This is a genomic window from Enterobacter sp. ECC-249, assembly GCF_043965265.1.
In the GTDB taxonomy this organism is placed as follows: Bacteria; Pseudomonadota; Gammaproteobacteria; order Enterobacterales; family Enterobacteriaceae; genus Enterobacter; species Enterobacter quasiroggenkampii.
In genome coordinates this window covers 3676081-3698630 of sequence record NZ_CP143660.1, presented here as the reverse complement: position 1 = coordinate 3698630, position 22550 = coordinate 3676081, and the positions used below count along the sequence as shown (strand labels likewise).

Sequence of the window (22550 nt, the reverse complement as noted above, 5' to 3'; positions counted from 1 at the left end):
TTATCGCCGCTCAGCGGGAAGTCTGGCGGCTTTGTTAACGTCATACCACCAGGTATCAAAGCCCAGGGAATAGACAGGGCGCACGGCAGGCACGGAGAACTTGTCCCAGCGCGCAAGGCGATCTTCGCCCATATACCACATCGGCAGCATGTAGTAGTTCCAGGTTAAAACCCTGTCGAGGGCGCGTCCGAGCGGCAGGAGCTTTTCTTTATCCCCCTGCGCCGCAACTATTTTCGCAATTAGCGCATCAATCGCCGGGCTTTTTACCCCCGGCGCGTTGTACGAGGAGTCGATGTAGCTGGAAGCCCAGGAGATTTGCAGATCCGAGCTGGGCCACGGCTGCGCCGGCCACAGGCGCTGCATCATGTCGTAATCGCGGCTGCGCATGCGGCTGGTGATCTGCGCGTTATCAACCTGGCGAATGTTCATGGTCACGCCCAGCCGCTCAAGGTTGTGCTTAAACGGCAGCACCCACTGATCGTTGCCTCCGGACGAGAGCAGCAGCTCAAAGCTGAGAGGCTTGCCCGTTTTGGCATCAACACGCTTTTGATTCTTCAGGTGCCAGCCCGCGTCATCCAGCAGCTTGCTGGCCTTCAGCAGGTTGTCACGGTCGTAGCCGTCACCCTTCGATGCGGGCGGCTGAAACACGGTGGTGAAAACCTGCGGGGGCAGCTCTGCTTTCAGCGGCGCCAGAAGGACCAGCTCGTCGGCTTTCGGGTAATCACGCGCGGCATATTCTGTGTTCTGGAAATAGCTGTTGGTGCGGCTGTAAGCCCCGTAAAACAGCGCTTTGTTCATCCATTCAAAATCAAAGGCCAGAGATATCGCTTCCCGCACCCGGCGGTCATTAAATACCGGGCGCTGAATATTAAACGCCAGCCAGCGCGTGTCTTGCGCAGACTCATTTTTGTGCTCGTCTTTGACGATATAGCCTTTAGCGAAATTTTTACCGATATAGCGGGTCGCCCAGTTTTTGGCGCTGCTCTCGACGCGCAAATCGAAGGCCCCGGCTTTGAACGCTTCAAACGCCACGTTATCGTCGAGGTAGTAATCATAGCGAAGAGTGTCGAAGTTCCAGCGCCCGCGGTTTACCGGCAGATTGGCCGCCCAGTAGTCTTTGACGCGGGAATAGACGACATATTGCCCCATGCGCCAGTCGGTGATGCGGTAGGGGCCGCCTGCCAGTGGGGGAGTCGAAAGCGGGTCGCTCAGCTTATGATTTTTCCAGAACGATTCCGGCATTACCGGCAGCGAGAACAGGCTGAGCATATTCTCTTTGTTCGGTTCGCTCAGCTCGATGCGTACGGTGAGCGGCGCAATGGCTCTGACGGAAGCCCCTTTATACACGATGCGGAACTGGGGGACGCCTTCGGTCATGAATTTATGGAAGGTGAACGCAACGTCGCTGGCCTTAACCGGTGTGCCATCGTGAAAACGTGCTCGCGGGTTAAGCGAGATTTCCGCCCAGGCGAAGTTATCGGCGTAACGCACGTTCTCGGCAATCAGCGGATAGTAGCTGCCGGGTTCATCATCCGACGTGACAAAGAGCGTATCGTAAAGCGATTCCGTCCGCGCTGCCGCCACGCCGCGTAGGGCGAAGCGGTTGAAGTTGTCGAAGGTTCCCGTGGCGGAAAGGGTAACCTTTCCGCCCTTCGGCGCGGCAGGGTTAACGTAATCGAAGTGCGTAAAATTGACCGCATATTTCGGCTCGCCAATCACCGCGAAGGCGATATTTTCTTTGATGGCTTGCGCCTGGCTGGACAGGCTCGTGAATGCCAACATCAGCAACATAAAGCGCATAAGCATCTCGCGGCAGCTCCCTCTTTTACAGACCGGCTCGGTTAAGCTGAATAATAAGTGACGTCGCGGGCAATGTGAAATTAATCGCCTTCGGGCGAAATATCAGGCCGCCATTCGCGGAACTGCGCCAGCGGCATCGGGCGGCTAATCCAGTATCCCTGCAGGAAGTTAACGCCGTGTTCGCGCAGCCAGGCCGCCTGTTCCGGCGTCTCTACCCCTTCAGCGACGGTCGACATATTCAGTCGTCTTGCCAGCGTCAGGACGGCATCCAGCACTGGCGACGTCACGGTCTCAGTGCCAATCGCATTAACAAAACCGCGGTCGATCTTGAGGTAGTCCATGGTGAAATGCTCAAGATAAATCAGCGCGCTGTGGCCGGTACCAAAATCATCAATGGCTATCTCAAACCCTTCGTTGTGCAGCCATTCGAAGAGGCTGTTGGCTTCCCGATGATTGAGCATGTCGCGCTCGGTAATTTCCAGCACGATCTGGAAATAATCCGGCGGTAGTAGCGCTTTGAAGGTGCGCATATCGTCCTTAAAGCTTTCCGCGTGCAGATGTCCCGGCGCAATGTTGATGCCCACCTTTGCGCCCGGAGGTAACAGCGTTTGTAATACGGGCGCATCGTCGATAATAAGATCAAAGAGATGCAGCGTCAGCGGGACGATCAGCTTCTGCGCTTCGGCAAAATTGATAAACGCGTCCGGCGGAATTTCACCCATTGTCGGGTGTTTCCAGCGCATCAGCACTTCAAGCCCGGTCATCTGGAGCGATTTGGCATCAACGACGGGTTGATAAACCACGTAAAACTGACCGCGCTTAATGGCGCTTAAAATCTCTTTACCCGGGTTGAGCCGAATGCTGAGGATGTAGTAGTTGAGCGATCCGGCACAAATGCCGCATACCAGCCCGAAGAACACGGCGTAGAGAATTTCATCACTGGTCCATGCGTCCGCATACAGGTTGATGGTCAGGGGAACGTCTTTAAGCGTCGCGGTACGGACCGGGATGTCATGTAACTCGTGCGCATGAACCAGGGTACTGGACTGCGTCGACAACGCGTTATCGCCGATGATGATGGCTATACCCGCGAACTCGTCCTGGCGCTCCGTATAGAGCAGGTAAGGCGTCAGATTAATATTCACTGAAGTGAACACACCGCCGCCCTTTACTAATGGGTTGCGGTACCAGATCGCAATTGCAGGCTCATCAGGCAGCATTGGGGTACCCGGAAGCAGCGCCATATCGATCGGTTTATCGATATTCAGCTCAGGTATCAGCGTCTCCATCGGGACATTCATTGGGCCTGTGGCGGAAGAGCAGAACGCCATTTTGTCCCTGACCAGCAGGAAGGCGCGAACGTTAATGCTGAAGGCCGCGCGTGAGGTGAGTTCCTGATTGACGTCGTGGCACGTGTTCAGTGTGAGGGGCTGGAGAACATTGACAGCTTTTTTTAAATCGTCGAAATAGCTCCCCATATAGGCGCTCACATCATTCACCAGAGTGTCGAATTTGGCTTCCCGCTTGTGGTAACTCCAGGAAAATTGCAGGGAACCCAGGAGCAGGGCGGTGATGAGACCCGTGATAATACTGAGGATCAGTATCTTACGATTACTGGAGAAGTAGCGGGTGAGCATAGACGTCGTGATTCCTGAAATGCCGCTGGATGTATTCAGTGTAACGGGCAAAAAAAAACACTGCCGAAGCAGTGCTTTTTTTCATCATATCGTCAGCCAAGGGATAACCAACGATACAATAGTCATATTAACTGCGGGTCAGTACGCGGCGTGCTTCGTTGTAGCGCTTCTTCCAGTACGGTTCATTCATGCTGGAAATGGTCACACCGCTGCTGGTGGAGGCATGTACGAACTGGTCATTACCAATGTAGATGCCAACATGTCGACCTGTAGAACCGGCACGGAACAGGACTAAATCACCGGTGCGCAATTTGGTACGTGAAATCGACTTGCCCATCTCCTGCTGTTCATAGGTCGAACGCGGAAGGTCTAACCCAAATTGCTCGCGGAAAGTACGCTGTACAAAACCGGAACAATCAATACCTGTTTTTGTGCTGCCGCCAAGACGATAGCGCACGCCTTTCCAGTCAGCATACTGGTCCATAATGCGGGACTTCACGTCCAGATTACGTACCATATTTTCAAATTCATCCTGAGAGGCTTGCAGTGACGAGGAATCTTCCATTCCCACAACACGCGTCTCAGGATGCATATTCTTTGCGGTGTTCGATGTACTACATGCAGACAACAGTACCGCGACTGCTATCGCCGGGATCCCCCGTAAGATATATCTCAGAAACGGTTGAGATTTGACCATTTTGTTTATTATCCCTTGAAGTCCTTAACGACAAATATCGTTATAAAAATGCCAAACGTGACGAGACTAATTATCTGTTCACATTGAGACAATTCTTTCTGGTCACATTTGTGGCACAGCGCACAAAATTATTCGCCAGTGAAATAATTATCTCTATGGGGCAAAACGAGTTCGAGATTAACCGATTGCCAGGGGTATTGCGAGAAAAAAAAGCCTTTTTTTTATAAGAAAATGTGATACAGAAAGTAAAAACATAGAATTGCTCAAAATAGCGACGGATCCGCTGCGCCAGTGTGCAATTGCTTCATTTTTATCATGAATATGATGACGAGAAAATGACAGCGGGAAAAGATCGCGGCGAGAACGCTATCAGGGATCATGTCGATCCCTGATAGCCCACCTAAATTTAGGTTAGTTATTTGTTTAATTGTTGTTGCGTTTTACCAGGAAGATAGCGATCGAACAGCGCTATTATCCTGTCGCTCAGTGGGGTCATCAAACACCACGGCAGCGCAATCAGCGCCACGGAGAGCGAACCGACGGCAATATCGGTGAACCAGTGAGCGCCAATCATTACGCGCGGGAAGGCAAAAACCACAAAAATAATCAGGGCTATGGCAAAGGCTTTTCTGCCGAAATAGCGCAGCATAATTGCGGAAAAAATAAGCAGCATCATGCCGTGATCGCCGGGGAAACTGTCCTTCGACGCATCTTTTGTTGGAATATGCAGCAGTTCGCTGACGCGATAAATATCGGTGAAGAATAGCGTTGGGCTTGAACGCTTAACCGGAATAATCGCGGTTGCCAGCTGGTTTATGACGACGGCAAACAGCAGCATCACCAGACCGATAATGAGAATACGCCGACGCCCGGCTTTATCCTCTTTCAGCCAGAAAGAGAGCATCAGGCAGCCCATGGCCAGCAGCGAGAAGCCGTCGAAGGCGCGGTTGTTCGTAATCGCCACCAGCCATAAAAATGCGTTGCTCTTCACCAGCTCCTGGTTGAAGAAGTGAAAAATGGCAGAATCCAGCGGGAACCAGAAACCGTGATCCGCCGGGATATACCAGGAGAAGAAAAGCGCCAGACCGGCGACATTAAGCAGTAATATCAGGGGAAATCGAGTTGTCATAACGTTCTGCATAGAGTGAAAACTGGGGCAACGTTAGCCGCCCGAACTTAAACGAATCCTCAACAGGCTGGACTGGAGGGCATTCCAGTCGGCGTTAACCGCACTAATTAACTCTATTCGGCTGTCAGGCGGCGCCACGTTTTGCGTTTCAATAAAGAAATCGTCGCCCTGGCGGTTGATCCGCACCAGTCCGTCCGGCGTGCGCATGATCCCTTTCACGCGATCGACGGGCGCAAGGCGAGCCCACTCGAGGATCCCGATGGTGTCGAAAACGGTTTCAGCATCAAAAATCCATCCGCAGGCCTGATATCCCTGGCCGCTGTTCAGGTTACGACGCCAGCGCTGATGTTCCGGCAGGCTGAGAGCGGCTAAACCCTGCTTAACCGGGTGACTGTGCGCATGTTCCGCGCTGGCAGGCAACGCCGTGAGGTTCAGGCGTGGAAGGTCAAGCAGGGCGCTATCAATATTCCCCTGGGTGGTCTGCACCCGCATGCGGTTACCACCAAAATGTTGCCACCACGCGTCCAGCGCGGCCTGGCTTTCAGCCGTGGCGCGATCTTCCTTGTTGGCGACGATAACGTCCGCCGAGGCGAGCTGATCGCGGAAGTTCTCGTTAGCCACCGCCTTATCATCCAGAAGCTGACGCGGATCGAGCAGGCATAGAGTGGCGCGCAAATCGATCCACGGCTCGTAAACCGGGGCGGTCAGTAAATCGAGGATCTGCTTCGGGTGACCCAGTCCGGTCGGTTCAATCAGCAGGCGGTCAGGTTTGCCCTGACGCAGCAGGGTATTGAGTCCGACCTGCATCGGCAGGCCATTGACGCAGCACATGCATCCGCCGGGGATCTCTTTAATCATTGCGCCGCTGGATGACAGCAACGCGCCGTCAATGCCCACCTCGCCAAATTCATTGACCAGCACGGCCCACTTCTCGGCCGGATCTTTATTCGCCAGCAGGTGGAGAATTGAGGTGGTTTTACCGCTGCCGAGAAAACCGGTGATGAGGTTGGTTTTGGTCACGTGCGCTCCAGATGAGAATTGTGATGCTATAACACTTCTCTCTATCCTGGCGAAAAACGGGTCCTGTGAGAAGGGGAAGGGCGAACGGAGGTCTTATCCGTTCGCGTTAAGGGCAATAATCGTTAAAGATTTAACGTTTCGATAACAGCCTGACGCGCGCCGTGGCAGGTAATACGCTGATAGGCCTGGCTGACTGCCTCCACAAAAACGCTGTTTTGCGCGAGATCTTGACCAAAGACCTCACTCAGCCCCAGCAGCGCGTTAACGCGGTCGGCGCCGCTGCTGGCGTTGACGATGGCGCGGATTTTATCGCTGAGGGGATCGCGAACCTCAATCGCGTTGCCATGGTCGTCGGTACCGCTGACGTAGCGTATCCAGCCGGCCACGCCCAGGGCCAGCAGCGGCCACGGTGTTTTTCGCTCAAGATGAACGCGGATCCCGTCCAGCATTCTTTGCGGAAGCTTCTGACTACCGTCCATCGCGATTTGCCAGGTCCGATGCTGGAGGGCCGGGTTGGCAAAGCGCTCCAGCAGGCTATCGGCGTAGGCGGTGAGATCGACATCCTTAATACGTAACGTGGGGGCCTGTTCGTCCAGCATCAGCCGACGGGCAGCTTCACGGAACGCCGCGTCCTCCATGCATTCATTAATATGGGCGTAGCCCGCGAGGTACCCTAGATACGCCAGGAAAGAGTGGCTGCCGTTGAGCATGCGTAATTTCATCTGCTCCCACGGCAGAACATCCTGCACCATCTGGACACCCGCGACTTCCCAGGCCGGACGACCGGCGACAAAATTATCTTCCACCACCCACTGAATGAAAGGTTCGCAGCTGATGGCGCAAGGATCTTCCACGCCGAGCGCGTCGGTGATTTCCGCAAGCGAGGCGTCTGTCGCGGCGGGCACAATCCTGTCGACCATCGTCCCCGGGAAGCTCACGTGGCTATCAATCCATTCAGACAGCGCCGCGGAACGCTTTTGCGCCATGCCCAGCACCGCGTTTTTCACCACGTGCCCGTTGTCAGGGATATTGTCGCAGGACAGCACGGTAAACGCAGGCAAGCCGCGCTCGCGGCGGCGGTGGAGGGCTTCGACCAGGATCCCTGGGGCCGAATGTGGCTCTGAGGGGTTTTCAAGGTCGTGGACGATCCGGGGGTTATTCAGATCGAGTTTTCCGCTCGCGGGATCGATGCAATAGCCTTTTTCCGTGATGGTGAGCGATACAATTGCGACCTGAGGCTCGCAAAATTTCTCAATAATGGCGGGCAGGGAGTCCAGCTTTGCGTTCAGGCATTCGTGGACGGCACCGACGATAATCGCCTCATTTCCTTCAGCCCCTTTCTCCAGCACGGTGAACAGGTGATCCTGCTCGCGAAGCTGGCTCATCAGCACATCGCCGCTGAAGAGGCTAATCTCACAAATCCCCCAGTCGCCGCCTTTTTCATTCAACACCCTATTTGTTAACAAGGCCTGGTGCGCACGGTGAAACGCGCCAAAGCCAAAGTGGACGATGCGGGAGCGCAGTTGCTGACGATCGTAACGCGGTTGCTGAACCCGGGCAGGAAGGGCGGCGGAGGCAATTGTCTTCATGAGATACACACCTGATTAACCATTAATTAACAATGTCAGTGTAAAGTTATATGACAGCAAATAAAATTGGTGAGCCGTAAATATCCCCGTTATGTGAGTTTGATCAATCAATGTGCGGCGGTATGTTGACCCTTAGCGGCAAACATGTATGGTAGTCGTCATTGCAGTAACACATATTGGTATAACAACTTAAGAGGGTGAGGCAATGGAACAAACCTGGCGTTGGTACGGGCCGAACGATCCGGTTTCTCTTGATGATGTGCGTCAGGCTGGCGCAACGGGTGTCGTCACGGCGCTGCATCATATTCCTAACGGTCAGGTCTGGCCGGTAGAGGAAATACAGGCGCGTCAGGCGCTGCTGGCGGAGAAGGGATTGACATGGTCTGTGGTGGAAAGCATTCCTGTTCATGAAGATATCAAAACCCACTCAGGGGAGTACCAGACCTGGATTGCTAACTACCAGCAGAGCATTCGTAACCTCGCGGCCTGCGGTATTGATACGGTTTGCTACAACTTCATGCCCATCCTCGACTGGACGCGTACCGACCTCGAATATCAGATGCCGGACGGCTCGAAAGCGCTGCGCTTCGATCAGATTGCCTTTGCGGCATTCGAACTGCACATTCTGAAACGCCCTGGCGCAGACGCGGATTACACCGCGGAAGAGCAGCAGCATGCGCTCGCGTGGTTTAACGCCGCCAGTGACGCAGATATCGAAAAGCTGACCCGAAATATTATTGCGGGCCTGCCGGGTGCCGAAGAGGGCTATACGCTGGATCAGTTCCGCGCGCGCCTGGCGGAATACGGCGATATAGATAAGCAGCAGCTGCGTGAAAACATGGCGTATTTCCTGCGCGCAATTGTGCCTGTCGCGGAAGAGGTGGGGGTTCGTCTGGCCGTGCATCCGGACGATCCACCGCGTCCAATCCTCGGCCTGCCGCGTATCGTGTCCACGATTGAAGATATGCAGTGGCTGAAAGAGACGGTCGACAGCATCTATAACGGCTTCACCATGTGTACCGGCTCCTACGGCGTGCGGGCGGATAACGATCTGGTGCGGATGATTGAAACCTTCGGCGACCGCATTCACTTTACGCATCTGCGCGCGACCTGCCGTGAAGAGAACCCAAAAACCTTCCACGAGGCGGCGCACCTGGGTGGCGATGTGAATATGGTCGCGGTGGTGGACGCTATTCTGGCGGAAGAGGCGCGTCGTAAGCAGGCGGGCGATGTGCGTCCTATTCCGTTCCGTCCGGATCACGGCCACCAGATGCTGGACGATCTGCGTAAGAAAACCAATCCGGGCTATTCGGCGATTGGTCGTCTTAAAGGGATGGCGGAAGTGCGCGGCGTGGAGCTGGCGCTGAAGATGACGAAGTATCCGGAGCTTCTGTAACCGGAATTGCCGGGTGGCGGCTTCGCCTTACCCGGCCTACAAAAACACAAAAACCGGCTTCAGGGCCGGTTTTTTCGTAGGTTGGGTAAGCGTAGCGCCACCCGACAAAAGCCGCAATCAGTCAGCGCGACCCATATAGCGTTTTTCTTCGATATGGATGCGGATCTTCTCGCCAGCGGAGAGGTATTCCGGCACCTGCACAACCAGACCGGTCGTCAGGGTAGCCGGTTTGTTGCGCGCACTCGCTGATGCGCCTTTGATGCCTGGTGCCGTTTCAACGATTTCCAGATCGACGGTCTGAGGCAGTTCCAGCGCCAGCAGCACGCCGTCCCAGGTCAGAACCTGCATGTCAGGCATGCCGCCTTCCGGGATGAACAGCAGCTCTTCTTCAATCTGATCTTTGGTGAAGATGTACGGGGTGTAATCTTCTTTGTCCATGAACACGTATTCGTTGCCGTCGATGTAGGAGAAATCAACGTAGCGACGGGTCAGGGTCACGGTATCGACGATATCGTCACCTTTAAAGCGCTCTTCCACCTTCAGGCCGGTACGCACATCGGCGAAACGCATTTTGTACAGCGTAGCTGCACCACGGGCGCTTGGTGCCTGAATGTCGATATCTTTCACAATCAGCAGTTTGCCGTTGTAATTCAGCACCATACCTTTCTTAATTTCGTTCGCTCTTGGCATTGCAGTAATCCTGTTTACGGGAGGTAAAAAATATCGCGCCAAATTACTCGCGCGCGGCCTTTCAGGCAAGAGGAATTCGTGGCTTTTGCTATCAATACGCAAAAGGTGTTACTGTGCGCGCGATGCCCGACCGTACGGGCGTTCGCCAGCGAAAGAGAGCATTTATGGATTGCCGTCCCGATTGTGGCGCGTGCTGTACTGCACCGTCCATTTCAAGCCCCATTCCAGGAATGCCCGAGGGCAAGCCTGCCAATACCCGCTGCGTTCAGCTCTCGGAAACCAACCTGTGCATGATCTTTGGCTCACCGTTGCGCCCGAAAGTCTGCTCCGGACTTCAGCCCGCTGCCGAAATGTGCGGCAGCACGCGAGAGCAGGCGATGACGTACCTTCTTGACCTTGAAAAGCTCACCGCGCCTTAAACGTCTTTAATCTTCGCCAGGCAGCCGATCGTCAGCGTACACATCAGCAGCGCAATCCAGAACACCGTGTGATAGTTCCAGATTTCGGCCACGACACCGGCCATTGAGCCCGCGATAATCCAGCCCACGCGGGTGGTATTAGTATAAAGGGTGGTGGCTGAGCCTGCCTGGCCCGGCATCAGATCCTGAAAATAGAGCATGCCTATCCCGGCGAGAATGCCAATATAGATGGCGTTCAGCAGCTGTAAAGCCAGCAACAGCCCCGGCGTATGTACCGTCAGCATACCGACATAGAACAGCAGACCGGCTACCGCGGCGATGCGCATTAAAAAACGTTTCCCGAAGCGCTTTGCGTAATAGCCCGCGATAAGCATGGTCGGGATCTCAAGCCCGGCCGCGGTGCCCATCATGATGCCCGCCAGCTTCTCCGACAGGTGCAGCTCATTAATAATAAACAGCGGCATATTGATGATATACAGGCTGTTGGTGCCCCACATCAGCGTGCAGACCGCGAACAGGAGCAGGGCATCGCGGCGGTTACGGCGCGGCGCTTCCAGCACGCCCGTTGCCACTTTCGGCTCTTTGCGCATGGACGGCAGGAAGAACCACACCAGCGCGCCGCACGCCACAAACGCAACGGCCGCGCTCAGGTACATCACCGTAAAGCCAAAACCCATCGCCAGCGCGTAAGCCAGCGGCGGGCCAATCACCCAAGCCAGCGACACCTGCGCACGCATGACGGAGCTGAACATCACCGCTTCACGTCCGGTATGGTCGGCGTGTTCGCGGGCAAGGGCGAACAGCTGCGGGTTTGCCGTCGAGCCAAAGCTGCTCAGGAATACCCCGACGAAAAGCAGAATGAAGTAGTTGCGGTTCCAGGCAAACAGAACACAGGCCATGACCCCCAGCAGACAGCAGAAAACGATCAGGCTTTTACGATCGCCTTTTCTGTCGGATCGTCCCGCCAGAAACTGGCTGACCAGGATGCCTATGATGGCGCTTCCGGTAAAAAAGAAGCCAACCAGCGCCGGACGAACATGCACCTCATTGGTCAAAAATAAGCTCAGCGTCGGCGTCTGTAACGCACCGGCAATGCCTGTGAAGAAGGCAACAATCAGGAAGGCCGCTGAGGTTAAATCAAAGGGCTTCGGCGAGGCAGCCGCAGGGGTGTTATGCATGTTTTATAATTAGCGAGTAGCAGAGAGGGGCGGAGTGTACGCCGTCAGCTAAAAAATAAACAGTGGGTGCGGTCAATGATGCCACGAAAAATCAAAATGGCATTTCAACTTACCTCTCACCCGGCTGACCTTAGCTGAAACTGACTTGCTGAACTTCAGCAAAATTCAGCTGAACGAAGAAGAAATGTGCTGTATCTCTAAATTCTGCAATCTGAAATACGAGTTTTCTTGCAAGACATTGCAGAAAGCGCAAGACTTTTTGAAACGTTTCAGCGCTATCTTGTTTTAACAAACGGAGCAGGCTAGCGCATTTTTTCTCATTAAAGCTGAAACGATTCAAGTTCAGCAGGAGTGGAGAACCATGTTCCAGTTATCTGTTCAGGATATCCACCCGGGCGCTCAGGCCGGGGATAAAGAAGAGGCTATTCGCCAGGTTGCCGCTGCGCTTGTGCAGGCGGGTAACGTCGCGGACGGCTATGTCAACGGCATGCTGGCGCGCGAGCAGCAGACCTCAACCTTCCTCGGCAATGGCATTGCCATTCCGCACGGCACCACCGACACCCGCGATCAGGTGTTGAAAACTGGCGTTCAGGTTTACCAGTTCCCGCAGGGCGTGCTCTGGGGAGACGGTCAGGTGGCCTATGTGGCGATCGGTATCGCGGCCAGCAGCGACGAACACTTAGGTCTGCTGCGTCAGCTGACGCATGTCCTGAGCGATGACGATGTGGCTGAACAGCTTAAGTCTGCAACCACCGCGGAAGAGCTGCGCGCCTTGCTGATGGGCGAAAAACAGAGCGAAGCGCTGAAACTGGATAATGAAACGCTAACGCTGGATGTGGTTGCCTCCGATCTGGTAACGCTGCAGGCGCTGAACGCGGGTCGTCTGAAAGAAGCCGGCGCGGCGGATGCCACCTTTGTGACGCGCGTGATTAACGATAAGCCGTTGAATCTGGGTCAGGGTATCTGGCTGAACGACAGTGCTGAAGGCAACCTGCGCAGCGCTATCGCCGTGAGCCGCGCGGCCAACGCGTTTGACGTAGAAGGCGAGCGCGCGGCCATGCTGGTGACCGTGGCGATGAACGATGAACAGCCGGTTTCCGTGCTGAAGCGTCTGGGCGACCTGCTGCTGAACAACAAAGCTGAAAAGCTGCTGAACGCTGATGCCTCCACCGTGCTGGCGCTGCTGACCAGTGATGATGCGCCGACTGAAGACGTGCAGACAGCTGAGTTCGTGGTACGTAACGAACACGGCCTGCATGCCCGTCCGGGCACCATGCTGGTGAATACCATTAAACAATTCGAGAGTGAGATTACCGTGGCGAATCTTGACGGCACGGGCAAACCGGCCAACGGCCGTAGTCTGATGAAAGTGGTCGCGCTGGGCGTGAAGAAAGGTCACCGTCTGCGTTTCACCGCGCAGGGTGCTGATGCTGAACAGGCGCTGAAAGCGATTGGCGACGCCATCGCGGCAGGTCTGGGGGAGGGCGCATAATGAGCAGACGTGTTGCGACTATTACGCTGAACCCGGCTTATGACCTGGTAGGATTTTGCCCGGAAATTGAGCGCGGCGAAGTCAACCTCGTGCGTACCACTGGCCTGCATGCTGCGGGTAAAGGGATTAACGTCGCGAAAGTGCTCAAGGATCTCGGTATCGATGTCACCGTGGGCGGATTCCTCGGTAAAGACAACCAGGATGGTTTCCAGCAGCTGTTCAGCGAGCTGGGCATTGCCAACCGTTTTCAGGTTGTTCAGGGCCGTACCCGTATTAACGTTAAGCTGACGGAGAAAGACGGTGAAGTAACCGACCTGAACTTCTCTGGCTTCGAAGTGACGCCGTCGGACTGGGAACGTTTTGTAAACGACTCGCTGACCTGGCTGGGTCAGTTTGACATGGTCTGCGTCAGCGGCAGCCTGCCGTCCGGCGTGAGTCCGGAAGCCTTTACCGACTGGATGACGCGCCTGCGCAGCCAGTGCCCGTGCATCATTTTTGACAGCAGCCGTGACGCGCTGGTTGCGGGCCTGAAAGCCTCGCCGTGGCTGGTGAAGCCGAATCGCCGCGAACTGGAAATCTGGGCGGGTCGTAAGCTGCCAGAATTAAAAGATGTGATTGACGCTGCCCATGCGCTGCGCGAGCAGGGTATCGCTCACGTGGTGATCTCTCTTGGTGCAGAAGGCGCGTTGTGGGTTAACGCGTCTGGCGAATGGATCGCCAAACCGCCGTCAATGGAAGTTGTGAGTACCGTTGGCGCAGGGGATTCCATGGTTGGCGGCCTGATTTATGGTCTGCTGATGCGTGAATCCAGTGAACATACCTTACGTCTTGCCACTGCCGTTGCTGCCCTGGCCGTCAGCCAGAGCAATGTCGGTATTACCGATCGTACCCAGTTAGCCGCGATGATGGCGCGCGTTGACTTAAAACCTTTTAACTAACAGCAGGAGAGGAATAATGAAAACGCTGCTGATCATTGACTCCGGTCTCGGACAGGCTCGCGCCTATATGGCGAAGACCTTGCTGGGCGCGGCGGCACAAAAAGCACATCTGGACATTATCGATAATCCAGGCGATGCAGAACTGGCCATTGTACTGGGCGACAAAATCCCGGCTGACAGTGCGCTGAACGGTAAAAAAGTGTGGCTGGGCGATATTAATCGCGCGGTGGCACACCCGGAATTGTTCCTGAGCGAAGCTAAAGGTCACGCGTCTGTCTACAGCGCGCCTGTCGCAGCGGCACCGGCTGCGGCCACCGGTCCTAAACGTATCGTGGCTGTGACGGCCTGCCCGACAGGCGTAGCTCACACCTTTATGGCAGCTGAAGCCATTGAAACCGAAGCGAAAAAACGCGGCTGGTGGGTAAAAGTTGAAACGCGCGGCTCCGTCGGTGCCGGCAACGCGATCACCCCTGAAGAAGTGGCTGAGGCCGATCTGGTGATTGTAGCGGCGGATATCGAAGTGGACCTGGCGAAATTTGCCGGTAAGCCAATGTACCGTACCTCCACCGGCCTGGCGCTGAAAAAAACCGCGCAGGAGTTTGATAAAGCGCTGGTCGAAGCGAAGCCGTATCAGGCAACCGGCGCGCGTCAGACCGCGACGGAAGGGAAGAAAGAGTCCGCAGGCGCCTATCGTCACCTGCTGACCGGCGTGTCTTACATGCTGCCGATGGTGGTTGCGGGCGGTCTGTGTATCGCTCTCTCATTCGCGTTTGGTATCACCGCCTTTAAAGAACAAGGCACGCTGGCGGCTGCGCTGATGCAGATCGGCGGCGGCTCAGCCTTCGCCCTGATGGTGCCGGTACTGGCGGGCTTTATTGCCTTCTCCATTGCTGACCGCCCGGGTCTGACGCCGGGTCTTATCGGCGGTATGCTGGCCGTGAGCACCGGTTCCGGCTTTATCGGCGGTATCATCGCCGGCTTCCTGGCGGGTTACGTCGCGAAGCTGATTAGTTCGAAGCTGAAGCTGCCGCAGAGCATGGAAGCGCTGAAGCCGATCCTGATCATCCCGCTGATTTCCAGCCTGGTGGTCGGTCTGGCGATGATTTACCTGATTGGTAAGCCGGTGGCGGGCATCCTGGCGGGTCTGACCCACTGGCTGCAAACCATGGGTACCGCGAATGCGGTTCTGCTGGGTGCAATTCTCGGTGGCATGATGTGTACCGACATGGGGGGTCCGGTGAACAAAGCGGCGTACGCCTTTGGTGTTAGCCTGCTGAGTACCCAGACCTACGCGCCGATGGCGGCGATCATGGCGGCAGGCATGGTGCCTCCGCTGGCGCTCGGCCTGGCGACGATTATTGCCCGTCGTAAGTTCGATAAAGCGCAGCAGGAAGGCGGTAAAGCCGCGCTGGTGCTGGGTCTGTGCTTCATCACCGAAGGGGCGATTCCGTTCGCGGCGCGTGACCCAATGCGTGTGCTGCCGTGCTGTATCGTAGGCGGTGCGGTAACGGGGGCGATCTCTATGGCTGTCGGTGCGAAGCTGATGGCACCACACGGCGGTCTGTTCGTGCTGCTGATCCCTGGCGCCATCACGCCGGTACTGGGCTACCTGCTGGCGATTGTTGCCGGTACGCTGGTGGCGGGTCTCTCTTACGCGGTGCTGAAACGTCCGGAAGCGGAAGTCGTGGCAAAAGCAGCGTAAAATAAGATGTCGGGTGGCGGCTTCGCCTTACCCGACCTACAAAAAAAGCCGGGTTGCACTACGCACCCGGCTTTTTTTATGCCGCCTGTTCAGCGGTTTGCTGAGCCTTCAGCCAGGCAATCTCTTCTGCCCAGATGTCCGGATTGATGGTTTCCAGCACCATCGGAATACCGTCGAAGCGGGCGTCCTGCATAATAAAGCGAAACGCATCGTGCCCAATGTTGCCTTCGCCGAGGCTGTGGTGGCGGTCAACGCGGCTGCCAAAGGCGCTTTTCGCATCGTTTAAGTGCATTCCGCGCAGGTACTTAAAGCCCACAATGCGCTCGAACTCATCAAACGTGTTTTTTGTTGCCTCGGTGGTGCGCAGGTCATAACCGGCGGCAAACGCGTGACAGGTATCAATGCACACGCCGACGCGGGATTTGTCCTCCACGCCGTCGATAATCGCCGCCAGATGTTCGAACTTAAAGCCGAGGTTGCTGCCCTGACCGGCGGTATTCTCAATCACCGCGGTGACGCCTTTGGTCTTGTCCAGGGTGATGTTGATGGACTCGGCAATGCGCGCCAGGCAGGCATCTTCATCGATCTGCATCAGATGGCTGCCCGGATGGAAGTTCAGCAGCGTCAGCCCCAGCTGCTCGCAGCGCTGAACTTCATCAAGAAACGCCTCGCGGGATTTTTCCAGCGCCTCTTCAACCGGGTGACCAAGGTTGATCAGGTAGCTGTCGTGGGGAAGGATTTGGCCTGGCCCGTAGCGGTATTTCTCACAGGCGGCTTTGAAATCATCAATCACCTCAGCGGTGAGCGGTGCGGCGCGCCACTGGCGCTGATTTTTGGTGAACAGGGCGAAAGCGGTCGCCTCAATTTCGGCGGCACGAATGGCGGCATTCGCAAGGCCACCTGCAGCGCTGACGTGCGCTCCAACATATTTCATAAAAAAACTCCTGCTAACCCGAAACGCTTATGATAGCGGGTTAGCAGGAGAAGGACGTAGTGGTTTATGCCATCAGGCTGTGCACCGCGAGGTTAATGGCACCGCCGCCGACAATCAGCCAGATAAAGAGCACCAGCGCCATCAGCAGCGGTTTTGCACCGGCTTTTTTCAGCGCGCTGACGTGCGTGGTCACCCCCAGGGCAGCCATGGCCATCGCCAGCAGAACGGTATCCAGCGTCACCAGCATATCCACCACCGCTTTCGGCAGCAGGTGGAAGGAGTTAAAGATAGCCACCACGATGAACAGGATCGCAAACCACGGAATGGTGATTTTACTCTTCTGGCTACTGTCTGCCGGTGCCAGCTGCTTAACCCGCGCGGCGAGGAAAATCAGGAACGGGGCCAGCATCATCACGCGCAGCATTTTGGCAATCACCGCCGCGTTTTCGGCGTCCGGGTTAATGGCATGTCCTGCCGCCACCACCTGGGCCACTTCGTGCATGGTCGAACCGATATAGATGCCGTAGGTTTCCGGGCTAAACCAGTGGGCAACCAGCGGATACATCGCCGGGTAGAGGAAAATCGCCAGCGTACCGAAGATCACCACCGTCGCTACCGCCACCGTCACCTTGCTGGCTTCGGCTTTAACGACGGGTTCCGTTGCCAGCACCGCCGCTGCGCCACAGATACTGCTCCCGGCACCGATCAGCCAGCTGGTTTGCCTGTCCAGGCCAAACACTTTCTGACCGATAAAGCAGGCCAGTAAAAAGGTGCTGGTCAGGGTCAGAACGTCGATGGCGATCCCGCTCACGCCCACATCCGCAATTTGCGAGAAGGTGAGACGGAAGCCGTAAAGAATGATCCCAAGGCGCAGCAGGTGCTGTTTGGCAAAAATCACGCCGCCGTCGCAGGATTTCCAGATATGTGGATAAACGGTATTTCCCACGACCATGCCGAGCAAAATGGCGAGCGTCAGCGCGCTGAAACCTGCGCCTGCGATGGCCGGGATGCTGCCGCCCCATAGCGCTACGGCGGTGACTGCAGCGCTGAGCGCAAGACCCGGCAAGAAGTGCCACACTGTACGATGATGTTGTAAGGTGATTTCTGACATAACCTTCTCCTTTGTCTGGCTAAAGGTTACGGCGCACTGGCTTAAAAATAAAATTGATTATATACTTATAATCAATCTATATAAGTGGTAAGCAACCATGCACATTACTCTGCGTCAGCTGGAAGTGTTTGCCGAGGTGCTGAAAAGCGGCTCGACGACCCAGGCGTCACAAATGCTGGCGCTCTCACAGTCTGCGGTCAGCGCGGCATTGACCGATCTAGAAGGACAGCTGGGCGTTCAGCTTTTTGACAGGGTAGGGAAGCGTCTGGTGGTCAACGAGCACGGTCGTCTTCTTTATCCACGCGCGCTGGCGCTGCTCGAGCAGGCTATCGAAATCGAGCAGCTGTTCCGCGAAGACAACGGCGCGATCCGCGTCTACGCCAGCAGCACCATCGGAAACTACATCCTGCCTGAAGTGATTGCCCGCTACCGCCGGGATTTCCCGACCCTGCCGCTGGAGATGAGCGTGGGTAATAGCCAGGACGTCATCAACGCGGTGATCGATTTCCGCGTGGATATTGGCCTCATCGAAGGACCCTGCCATAACGTCGATATCATTGCCGAGCCCTGGCTGGAAGATGAGCTGGTGGTGTTTGCGTCTCCGGCCTCGTCGTTATTGCAGGGCGAGGTGACGCTGGAACGGCTGGCGCAGGCGCAGTGGATCCTGCGCGAGCAGGGCTCCGGCACGCGTGAAATTGTCGATTATCTGCTGCTTTCCCATCTGCCGCATTTCCAGTTAGGGATGGAGCTGGGGAACTCTGAGGCCATCAAGCACGCGGTGCGTCATGGACTGGGGATCAGCTGTCTTTCCCGGCGCGTCATTGCCGAACAGCTTGAAACGGGGTCGCTGGTTGAAATCCCGGTTCCATTGCCGAAGCTGGTGCGCACGCTATGGTGCATTCATCACCGCCAGAAACACCTTTCCAGCTCGCTGCAGCGTTTTCTGCGCTATTGCGAGATGTAATCTTCCCCTCACCCTGACTCTCTCCCCAACGGGGAGAGGGAAAAATTATGCTTTACTTATAATCCTGGCCGAGTCATGAAGCTCTCTTATAACTGAGTATTTCTGCCGGAAGGAACGCGGATCGTCTGCTACAATCGCGCCTCATTTATTAAATGGACAGCATTTTCATATGGTTTCAGAAATTAAAACCACAGAAGCGCCCACGCTACGTCGTGAACTCAAGGCGCGTCACCTGACGATGATCGCCATTGGCGGCTCAATCGGTACAGGTCTTTTCGTTGCCTCTGGCGCAACGATTTCGGCAGCCGGCCCGGGTGGGGCACTTTTCTCTTATATCCTGATTGGCCTGATGGTGTACTTCCTGATGACCAGTCTCGGCGAACTGGCCGCGTACATGCCGGTATCCGGTTCGTTCTCGACCTACGGTCAAAAATACGTTGAAGAAGGCTTCGGCTTCGCGCTGGGCTGGAACTACTGGTACAACTGGGCGGTCACTATCGCCGTTGACCTTGTCGCCGCACAGCTGGTGATGAACTGGTGGTTCCCGGATACGCCGGGCTGGATCTGGAGCGCCCTGTTCCTGGCCGTCATCTTCCTGCTGAACTACATCTCCGTGCGCGGTTTCGGCGAAGCGGAATACTGGTTCTCTTTGATCAAAGTGGCAACCGTCATCATCTTTATCGTCGTCGGTGTGGCGATGATCGTTGGTATTTTCAAAGGCGCAGAACCTGCGGGCTGGAGTAACTGGACAACAGGCGATGCGCCGTTTGCCGGTGGGCTGTCGGCAATGATTGGCGTGGCGATGATTGTCGGCTTCTCCTTCCAGGGGACCGAGCTGATTGGTATCGCTGCCGGTGAGTCAGAGAACCCGGAGAAGAATATTCCGCGCGCGGTTCGTCAGGTCTTCTGGCGTATCCTGCTGTTCTATGTGTTCGCGATCCTGATTATCAGCCTGATCATCCCGTACACCGATCCAAGCCTGCTGCGTAATGATGTTAAAGACATTAGCGTCAGTCCGTTCACGCTGGTCTTCCAGCACGCCGGTCTGCTTTCTGCCGCGGCAGTGATGAACGCCGTTATCCTGACCGCTGTGCTTTCAGCCGGTAACTCCGGGATGTACGCGTCCACCCGTATGCTCTACACGCTGGCATGCGACGGTAAAGCACCGCGTATTTTCGCGAAGCTGTCCCGCGGCGGCGTACCGCGTAACGCGCTGTATGCCACCACGGTGATTGCCGGTCTGTGCTTCCTGACCTCCATGTTTGGCAACCAGACGGTTTACCTGTGGCTGCTTAACACGTCCGGGATGACGGGCTTTATTGCCTGGTTGGGGATTGCCATTAGTCACTATCGTTTCCGCCGTGGCTTCGTCAAACAGGGTCACGATATTAACTCGCTGCCGTATCGCTCAGGGTTCTTCCCGCTGGGTCCCATTTTCGCCTTCATTCTGTGCCTGATCATTACGCTTGGACAGAACTATGAAGCGTTCCTGGCGGACACCATTGACTGGGGCGCCGTCACGGCAACCTACATTGGTATCCCGCTGTTCCTCGTTATCTGGTTTGGCTACAAGCTGACGAAAGGAACAAAATTCGTTCGCTACAGTGAAATGGAATTCCCGGAACGATTTAAACAATAACCGCAATTCCTCTCTTTTAACCCGCTCATTCGAGCGGGTTTTTTTATTCCTGCATTCTGAAACAAAGATATATTTCCTAACAATTTAATTGATAATAATTATCGTTTGCTTTATCGTTATCAAAAATAAGCGTGTCACCGACCCACCGCAGATGTGGGCGGCAGGGAAGACGCTGTGAGCAATGATGATTTGATTTAGTTGTATTTACCTCATGGAGATATGGAATGTTTAGGTTGAATCCCTTCGTCAGGGGAGGACTTTGTGCGTCCGCAATGTCCCTGGCCCTGCCTGTTATCGCAGCGGAATCCGGCGACACAATGGTTGTCACGGCCTCCGCGACCGAGCAAAACCTGAAAGACGCACCGGCAAGCATCAGCGTGATTACCCAGGAAGATTTGCAGCGCAAACCCGTTCAGAACCTGAAAGATGTGTTACGGGATGTGCCGGGCGTTCAGCTCACGAGCGAAGGGGACAACCGTAAAGGGGTAAGTATCCGTGGACTGGACAGCAGCTACACGCTGATTCTGATCGACGGCAAGCGCGTTAATTCCCGTAACGCGGTGTTCCGCCATAATGATTTCGACCTCAACTGGGTGCCGGTTGACGCCATCGAACGAATTGAAGTGGTGCGCGGACCGATGTCTTCTCTTTACGGCTCCGATGCGCTGGGGGGCGTGGTAAACATTATCACCAAAAAAATCGGCCAGAAATGGACGGGCACCCTGAGCGCCGATTCCACAATTCAGGAACATCGCGACCGTGGAGACACCTATAACGGTCAGTTCTATACCAGCGGTCCGCTGGTGGACGGTCTGCTGGGGCTGAAAGCCTACGGTAGCCTCGCGAAGCGTGAGAAAGACGGTCAGCAGAAGTCCTCTACCACGGCGAGCGGTGAAACGCCGCGCATTGAAGGCTTTACCAGCCGCGATGCGAATGTGGAATTCGCCTGGACGCCGTCTGAAAATCATGACTTTACGGCGGGCTACGGTTTCGATCGTCAGGATCGTGACTCGGATTCCCTCGACAAAAACCGCCTTGAGCGCCAGAACTACTCGCTCAGCCACAACGGTCGCTGGGGCGTCGGCAACAGCGAGCTGAAGGTTTACGGCGAAAAGGTAGATAACAAAAACCCGGGCAACAGCAATCCGATCACCTCCGAGAGCAACGCGGTGGACGGAAAATACGTGCTGCCGCTGGGCGAAATCAACCAGCTGATGACCTTCGGCGGCGAATGGCGTCACGATAAGCTGAAGGATCCTGTCAACCTGACGGGCGGTTCCAGCAGCAGTACGTCGACAAGCCAGTATGCCCTGTTCCTTGAAGATGAGTGGCGTATCTTTGAACCTCTGGCGCTGACCACCGGCATCCGTATGGATGACCATGATACCTACGGCGATCACTGGAGCCCGCGCGCCTATCTGGTCTACAACGCGACCGATACCGTAACGGTGAAAGGGGGCTGGGCTACCGCGTTTAAAGCGCCGTCACTGCTGCAGCTGAGCCCGGATTGGGTCACCGGCTCGTGTCGCGGTGCCTGTGAGATTGTCGGTAACCCGGATCTGAAGCCGGAAACCAGCGAGAGCTTCGAATTCGGTCTGTACTACAGCGGGGAAGAGGGATGGCTGGAGGGCGTGCAGGCCAGCGTCACTACCTTCCAGAATAATGTGGATGACCGCATCAGCATCAGCCGTACGGCCAATGCGAAACAGGCCCAGGGCTACCCTAACTACGTTGGCCTGAATGCGGACGGTGAACCGATTTTCCGGTATTACAACGTTAACAAGGCGCGCATCCGCGGGGTGGAAACAGAGGTTAAGTTCCCGGTTGCTGAAGACTGGAAGGTGACGCTGAACTACACCTATAACGACGGTCGTGATATCAGCAACGGCGGCAACAAGCCGCTGTCCGATCTGCCGTTCCACACCGCCAACGGGACCGTTGACTGGAAGGCAACGCAGGACTGGTCGTTCTATGTTCAGGGCAACTACACCGGTGAGAAACGCGCGCTGACCAGCAGTGCACCAACGCCGGGCGGCTACGTGATCTGGAATACCGGTGCCGCGTGGCAGGTAACGAAAGCCGTTAAGCTGCGCGCGGGCGTGCAGAACCTGCTGGATAAAGATCTGAGCCGTGACGATTACAGCTACACGGAAGATGGCCGTCGCTACTTTGTCGGCGTGGATTATAAGTTCTGATCCAGCCATGTGCCGGGTGG

At 55.7% G+C, this 22550-nt stretch carries 18 protein-coding genes; 8 read left to right on the top strand and 10 right to left on the bottom strand.

Translation table 11 applies throughout. The features are described from left to right. The 6 genes from V1587_RS17625 to V1587_RS17600 all read right to left on the bottom strand — a co-directional run bounded on the left by V1587_RS17625 (position 1) and on the right by V1587_RS17600 (position 7872). A complete protein-coding gene (locus tag V1587_RS17625; protein WP_371897302.1) occupies positions 1-1806 on the bottom strand; it encodes an extracellular solute-binding protein in 1806 nt (601 codons plus the stop codon). Between the two features lie 74 nt (positions 1807-1880). Next, a complete protein-coding gene (locus tag V1587_RS17620; RefSeq protein ID WP_371897301.1) occupies positions 1881-3437 on the bottom strand; it encodes a cyclic di-GMP phosphodiesterase in 1557 nt (518 codons plus the stop codon). A gap of 127 nt (positions 3438-3564) precedes the next feature. Next, on the bottom strand, positions 3565-4134 hold the full coding sequence (gene mepS / locus V1587_RS17615; RefSeq protein WP_008500946.1) for a bifunctional murein DD-endopeptidase/murein LD-carboxypeptidase: 570 nt from the start codon (positions 4132-4134) through the stop codon (positions 3565-3567). A gap of 415 nt (positions 4135-4549) precedes the next feature. Continuing rightward, the gene (locus tag V1587_RS17610; protein ID WP_219321814.1) at positions 4550-5263 is read right to left on the bottom strand and encodes a phosphatase PAP2 family protein; all 714 of its coding nucleotides are present in this window, start codon (positions 5261-5263) and stop codon (positions 4550-4552) included. Between the two features lie 33 nt (positions 5264-5296). Further along, the gene (locus V1587_RS17605; RefSeq protein WP_371897300.1) at positions 5297-6283 is read right to left on the bottom strand and encodes a GTP-binding protein; all 987 of its coding nucleotides are present in this window, start codon (positions 6281-6283) and stop codon (positions 5297-5299) included. Between the two features lie 122 nt (positions 6284-6405). Then, positions 6406-7872 (bottom strand): mannitol dehydrogenase family protein, encoded by a 1467-nt coding sequence (locus tag V1587_RS17600; protein ID WP_371897299.1) that lies wholly within the window; start codon positions 7870-7872, stop codon positions 6406-6408. A gap of 205 nt (positions 7873-8077) precedes the next feature. Between V1587_RS17600 and uxuA the strand changes: the two genes are divergently transcribed. Next, complete coding sequence (uxuA, locus tag V1587_RS17595; protein WP_371897298.1) at positions 8078-9268, top strand: mannonate dehydratase; 1191 nt, start codon at positions 8078-8080, stop codon at positions 9266-9268. Positions 9269-9385: 117 nt separating this feature from the next. Here uxuA and yeiP read toward each other — a convergent pair whose 3' ends face one another. Next, entirely contained in the window at positions 9386-9958 is a 573-nt protein-coding gene (gene yeiP / locus V1587_RS17590; protein ID WP_008500940.1) for an elongation factor P-like protein YeiP, read from the bottom strand. A 164-nt stretch (positions 9959-10122) separates the two neighbouring features. Here yeiP and V1587_RS17585 point away from each other — a divergent pair, with 164 nt between their 5' ends. Beyond that, on the top strand, positions 10123-10377 hold the full coding sequence (locus V1587_RS17585) for a YkgJ family cysteine cluster protein (RefSeq protein ID WP_371897473.1): 255 nt from the start codon (positions 10123-10125) through the stop codon (positions 10375-10377). On the opposite strand, the gene setB is transcribed toward V1587_RS17585, so the two are convergent. Beyond that, positions 10374-11555 carry a sugar efflux transporter SetB gene (gene setB, locus V1587_RS17580; protein ID WP_371897296.1) on the bottom strand — a complete coding sequence of 394 codons (1182 nt, stop codon included), beginning with the start codon at positions 11553-11555 and terminating at the stop codon, positions 10374-10376. The two genes, V1587_RS17585 and setB, sit on opposite strands and share 4 nt — an antisense overlap. 361 nt (positions 11556-11916) lie before the next feature. Here setB and fruB point away from each other — a divergent pair, with 361 nt between their 5' ends. Genes fruB through fruA form a run of 3 tightly spaced genes read left to right on the top strand, consistent with a single transcriptional unit; the run spans position 11917 to position 15687 of the window. Then, positions 11917-13047, top strand: coding sequence for a fused PTS fructose transporter subunit IIA/HPr protein (gene fruB / locus V1587_RS17575; RefSeq protein WP_096150815.1), 1131 nt, complete (start codon positions 11917-11919; stop codon positions 13045-13047). After that, positions 13047-13985, top strand: coding sequence for a 1-phosphofructokinase (gene fruK, locus V1587_RS17570; RefSeq protein ID WP_008500936.1), 939 nt, complete (start codon positions 13047-13049; stop codon positions 13983-13985). Before fruB ends, fruK begins: the two co-directional genes overlap by 1 nt. 16 nt (positions 13986-14001) lie before the next feature. After that, positions 14002-15687, top strand: a complete 1686-nt coding sequence (gene fruA / locus V1587_RS17565; RefSeq protein ID WP_371897295.1) for a PTS fructose transporter subunit IIBC — start codon at positions 14002-14004, stop codon at positions 15685-15687. Positions 15688-15763: 76 nt separating this feature from the next. Here fruA and nfo read toward each other — a convergent pair whose 3' ends face one another. Then, on the bottom strand, positions 15764-16621 hold the full coding sequence (gene nfo / locus V1587_RS17560; RefSeq protein ID WP_023294038.1) for a deoxyribonuclease IV: 858 nt from the start codon (positions 16619-16621) through the stop codon (positions 15764-15766). 64 nt (positions 16622-16685) lie between these two features. Then, entirely contained in the window at positions 16686-17732 is a 1047-nt protein-coding gene (locus tag V1587_RS17555) for a YeiH family protein (protein ID WP_371897294.1), read from the bottom strand. 97 nt (positions 17733-17829) lie between these two features. Between V1587_RS17555 and yieE the strand changes: the two genes are divergently transcribed. The 3 genes from yieE to cirA all read left to right on the top strand — a co-directional run bounded on the left by yieE (position 17830) and on the right by cirA (position 22530). Further along, positions 17830-18696: a DNA-binding transcriptional regulator YeiE gene (gene yieE, locus V1587_RS17550; RefSeq protein WP_024908171.1), complete on the top strand. Its 867-nt coding sequence runs from the start codon at positions 17830-17832 to the stop codon at positions 18694-18696. 169 nt (positions 18697-18865) lie between these two features. Beyond that, positions 18866-20335 carry an amino acid permease gene (locus tag V1587_RS17545; protein WP_024908170.1) on the top strand — a complete coding sequence of 490 codons (1470 nt, stop codon included), beginning with the start codon at positions 18866-18868 and terminating at the stop codon, positions 20333-20335. Between the two features lie 224 nt (positions 20336-20559). Further along, positions 20560-22530 carry a catecholate siderophore receptor CirA gene (gene cirA / locus V1587_RS17540; protein WP_371897293.1) on the top strand — a complete coding sequence of 657 codons (1971 nt, stop codon included), beginning with the start codon at positions 20560-20562 and terminating at the stop codon, positions 22528-22530. Positions 22531-22550 lie beyond the last annotated feature (20 nt).

Coding starts and splice junctions, on each gene's coding strand:
- V1587_RS17625 (WP_371897302.1), bottom strand. CDS start 1,806: ATGCTTATGCGCTTTATGTTGCTGATGTTGGCATTCACGAGCCTGTCC.
- V1587_RS17620 (WP_371897301.1), bottom strand. CDS start 3,437: ATGCTCACCCGCTACTTCTCCAGTAATCGTAAGATACTGATCCTCAGT.
- mepS (WP_008500946.1), bottom strand. CDS start 4,134: ATGGTCAAATCTCAACCGTTTCTGAGATATATCTTACGGGGGATCCCG.
- V1587_RS17610 (WP_219321814.1), bottom strand. CDS start 5,263: ATGACAACTCGATTTCCCCTGATATTACTGCTTAATGTCGCCGGTCTG.
- V1587_RS17600 (WP_371897299.1), bottom strand. CDS start 7,872: ATGAAGACAATTGCCTCCGCCGCCCTTCCTGCCCGGGTTCAGCAACCG.
- uxuA (WP_371897298.1), top strand. CDS start 8,078: ATGGAACAAACCTGGCGTTGGTACGGGCCGAACGATCCGGTTTCTCTT.
- yeiP (WP_008500940.1), bottom strand. CDS start 9,958: ATGCCAAGAGCGAACGAAATTAAGAAAGGTATGGTGCTGAATTACAAC.
- V1587_RS17585 (WP_371897473.1), top strand. CDS start 10,123: ATGGATTGCCGTCCCGATTGTGGCGCGTGCTGTACTGCACCGTCCATT.
- setB (WP_371897296.1), bottom strand. CDS start 11,555: ATGCATAACACCCCTGCGGCTGCCTCGCCGAAGCCCTTTGATTTAACC.
- fruB (WP_096150815.1), top strand. CDS start 11,917: ATGTTCCAGTTATCTGTTCAGGATATCCACCCGGGCGCTCAGGCCGGG.
- fruK (WP_008500936.1), top strand. CDS start 13,047: ATGAGCAGACGTGTTGCGACTATTACGCTGAACCCGGCTTATGACCTG.
- fruA (WP_371897295.1), top strand. CDS start 14,002: ATGAAAACGCTGCTGATCATTGACTCCGGTCTCGGACAGGCTCGCGCC.
- nfo (WP_023294038.1), bottom strand. CDS start 16,621: ATGAAATATGTTGGAGCGCACGTCAGCGCTGCAGGTGGCCTTGCGAAT.
- V1587_RS17555 (WP_371897294.1), bottom strand. CDS start 17,732: ATGTCAGAAATCACCTTACAACATCATCGTACAGTGTGGCACTTCTTG.
- yieE (WP_024908171.1), top strand. CDS start 17,830: ATGCACATTACTCTGCGTCAGCTGGAAGTGTTTGCCGAGGTGCTGAAA.
- V1587_RS17545 (WP_024908170.1), top strand. CDS start 18,866: ATGGTTTCAGAAATTAAAACCACAGAAGCGCCCACGCTACGTCGTGAA.
- cirA (WP_371897293.1), top strand. CDS start 20,560: ATGTTTAGGTTGAATCCCTTCGTCAGGGGAGGACTTTGTGCGTCCGCA.